The organism is Azonexus sp., assembly GCF_036170495.1.
Lineage (GTDB): Bacteria > Pseudomonadota > Gammaproteobacteria > Burkholderiales > Rhodocyclaceae > Azonexus.
Map to the genome: position 1 here is coordinate 1 of NZ_JAVHPH010000276.1, position 3,023 is coordinate 3,023.

Below are 3,023 nucleotides of genomic sequence, written 5' to 3' on the forward strand. Positions count from 1 at the left end.
GATCTTGCCCGCGCCGAAGAAATCGTTTCCGGCCGCTGCTTTCTCTGTCATGGCCTGGAAGGCGAATCGGCCAGCCCGGTTTTTCCCCGTCTGGCCGGACAGCATGGCGACTACATTGCGAAACAACTTGCTGACTTCAAGTCCGGCAAGCGTAACAGCGACACCATGAAGCCGCAGGCCGACGAATTGACACCAGCTGAAATGAAATCGCTCGGTGCTTTCTTCCAGGCCAAGGTGGTCGGCCCCCGTGCAGCCAGAGATCAGGAACTGCTGGCTGTCGGAAAATTCATTTTCAATCGTGGCAACCCGTTCTCCGGTCTCCCGGCCTGTTCGACCTGCCATGGCGCCAAGGGGCTCGGTACGCCGCAGTTGCCGCGCCTGGCTGGCCAGCATCCGCGTTACATCGAGGATCAGCTGAAACAGTTCAACAAGCGCGAGCGGACCAACGACAATGCGGTGATGCACACCATTGCCTCGAAGCTCTCCGAGCTTGAGGCGCACGCGGTCGCCGAGTACATCGCGACGCTGGACTGAGCAAACGCGAGACCAAACGTAAAAGGCCGCCACATGGGCGGCCTTCTGTTTTTTGATGCCGGGAAAATCAGGTCAGCATGTCGGCCCAGATATTCTTGGCCCAGCCCATCGCGACTTTGCCTTCCAGCTCGTTACGGGCAGCGGATACGCCGCCGGCGCCCTTAACCGGGAGCACGCTCTTGGTGGCCGCGTCGTACTGGTGCACCGATGAAACGTGGATGACGTTCTTGGCATCGACGAAGCTGTAGCAGGTGTTCATGACGACCGGCGCCGGGTTCGGCTCCTGGCCGGAAAGCAGGTTGAGAATCGCGGCGGCGGCGAGCTTGCCGTGCTGGTTGGCCATGTGACCCGATTTCGGCATGGTCGGGGCCGGGAAAACCGCATCGCCGAGGACGTGGATACCCGGTGTGCTGGTCGATTCCATGGATAGCCAGTTGATGTCCACCCAGCGGTTGTTGATCAGCTTGAGGCCGGACTTGGCGGCGATGTCGCCGGCCCGATGGGGCGGGATGACGTTGAGCACATCGGCCTTGAATTTGTCGAATTCGAGCACGGCGGTGTTGGTCCCGACCTCGACATCCTTTACTTCGCTGTTGTTGCGGTACTCGATGATGCCCTTGTAGAGATCGGCCCAGGCCTTGGTGAATAGGCCTTTCTTGGAGGTTACGTCTTCGTTGGCATCAAGGATGACGACCTTGGATTTCGGCTTGCTTTGCTTGAAGTAGTTGGCGACCAGGCAGGCGCGCTCGTAGGGCCCGGGCGGGCAGCGGTAGGGCGCTTTCGGGATGGCGATGGCGTAGGTGCCGCCGTCCTTCATCGATTCCAGTTGCTGGCGCAGGGCGACGGTCTGGGCGCCGGCCTTCCAGGCGTGGAGGATCTTCGACTGGGCATTGGCGTTGTTGAGGCCAGGGATCTGGTCGAACATGAAATCGACACCCGGCGAGAGGACCAGCCGGTCATAGGACATGGCGCCGCCCGCCTTCAGGGAAATGGTCTTCTTGGCAGCGTCGACCGCAACCACCTCGTCCTGGATAACGCGGACGCCCCAATGATTCTTCAGGCCGTCGTAGCTGATTGTGATGTCTTCCATGGTCTTCTGGCCGCCGATGACCAGATTGGAGATCGGGCAGGAGATGAAGGTTGGGTTGCGCTCGATCAGCGTCACCTGGACGCCGCCTTCGCTCCACATGCGCAGGTACTTGGCGACGGTGGCGCCGCCGTAGCCGCCACCGACCACGACGACATGGCCGCTGGCCCTGTTGCCGCCGGCACAGCCATAGAGGGAAGCCATCGCGCCAGCTGCCGCGCCGACTTTCAGGAAATCACGTCTTTTCATCAGCATCATGGTCATCTCCCCTTATTTTTGTCCGGCGAAATAGCCGGCGATCAGGTCCAGCTGGGCTTCTGTATAGCCCTTGGAGATCTGATGCATGATCGAGGCGGGCTTGTCGCCGCTCTTGAACTCGGCCAGTTTTTGCAGGATTTTGGCTTTTTCCTGGCCGGCCAGGGCGTCCATGCCGGAGCCCTTGAGTGCGTTGCCATTGGTGCCGTGACAGTTGGCGCAGGTGGCGGCCAGATTGCGGCCGAGGTTGGGATCGGCCGCCTGCGAGGTGCTGGCAAAGGCCAGCAGACACAGGGCGGCGATGGGAGCAAACGGTTTCATCGAGACATCTCCTCTAGTGTTGTCGATACGCCATATATAGCCAAAATTGTTTTTGATTTACCCCTATCAGCGTAGTGCCAAGGTTATAAGCCTTTCGCACAAATTGCATGCTGCATCGCAACAATATTAGTAGTTGACTATATAAGTATGCAGTTATACATTGATTCTTTGATCGAAGTCAAAGAATCAATATGGCTCAGGATGAAGCGGCTGAGGTTTTCGACCAGGTGGCTAGTTATTTCGGATTGCTGGCTGATCCGACGCGCTTGCGCATTCTCTCCTGCTTGTGTGCCGAAGAGCGTCCTGTCCACGAAGTCGTCGAGAAGATTGGCCTGACGCAAGCCAACATTTCGCGACACCTGAACATCCTTTACCGGGCCGGGGTGGTCGACCGGCGGCGCGAGGGGAGTTCTGTTTTCTACAAGGTGGTCGATCCCAATTTCGTCGACATCTGTCGAACGGTCAGCATCACGGTCGCCAGCCGCGATCTGGGCGACGAGTTGGGGATGTCGCCGGCGAATTGCAGTACTGACGTTAAATAAGCAGAGGGGTTTCTCAATATGGGTGACATCGTTAAACAGCCGGGGCGTTTGCGGCCCGCTCCGGAAAATTTCCTGTCGGAAGAACAGGTTCAGGCCGTTGCTGCCGGACGCCGGGATTTTCTCCGTAAGAGCTTGTTCGCCGCCGGCGCTGCGTTGGCCGTCCCGAAGGTGGTGCGGGCCAGCGAAGGCGACCCGAATATTCTGCAAAACCCGGCGTGGACGACTTCGCTCGGCCTGCCGGTGGCGACCAACCCGTACGGTCAGCCCTCGAAGTACGAAAGCCA

General features: G+C 59.1%; 4 protein-coding genes and 1 pseudogene. 3 read left to right on the top strand and 2 right to left on the bottom strand.

Annotated features, from left to right (window positions below; genetic code table 11):
• Positions 1–534, top strand: a 534-nt coding sequence (locus ADADOO_RS10025) for a c-type cytochrome (protein ID WP_511277196.1), incomplete at its 5' end; no start/stop codon positions are given.
• Positions 535–601: 67 nt separating this feature from the next.
• Here the strand turns inward: ADADOO_RS10025 and ADADOO_RS10030 are convergent.
• Positions 602–1,879, bottom strand: coding sequence for an FCSD flavin-binding domain-containing protein (locus tag ADADOO_RS10030; RefSeq protein ID WP_511277198.1), 1,278 nt, complete (start codon positions 1,877–1,879; stop codon positions 602–604).
• Positions 1,880–1,891: 12 nt separating this feature from the next.
• Positions 1,892–2,197 (bottom strand): c-type cytochrome, encoded by a 306-nt coding sequence (locus ADADOO_RS10035; RefSeq protein WP_511277200.1) that lies wholly within the window; start codon positions 2,195–2,197, stop codon positions 1,892–1,894.
• A gap of 191 nt (positions 2,198–2,388) precedes the next feature.
• Between ADADOO_RS10035 and ADADOO_RS10040 the strand changes: the two genes are divergently transcribed.
• Together ADADOO_RS10040 and ADADOO_RS10045 are read left to right on the top strand one after the other, a co-directional pair.
• Entirely contained in the window at positions 2,389–2,739 is a 351-nt protein-coding gene (locus ADADOO_RS10040; protein ID WP_511277202.1) for an ArsR/SmtB family transcription factor, read from the top strand.
• Positions 2,740–2,757: 18 nt separating this feature from the next.
• Positions 2,758–3,023 (top strand): annotated as a pseudogene (locus ADADOO_RS10045) (sulfite dehydrogenase); the annotation flags it as partial.

Bases quoted from the DNA above. Each gene is read 5' to 3' on its own strand.
- ADADOO_RS10030 (WP_511277198.1), bottom strand. From the start codon at position 1,879: ATGATGCTGATGAAAAGACGTGATTTCCTGAAAGTCGGCGCGGCAGCT.
- ADADOO_RS10035 (WP_511277200.1), bottom strand. From the start codon at position 2,197: ATGAAACCGTTTGCTCCCATCGCCGCCCTGTGTCTGCTGGCCTTTGCC.
- ADADOO_RS10040 (WP_511277202.1), top strand. From the start codon at position 2,389: ATGGCTCAGGATGAAGCGGCTGAGGTTTTCGACCAGGTGGCTAGTTAT.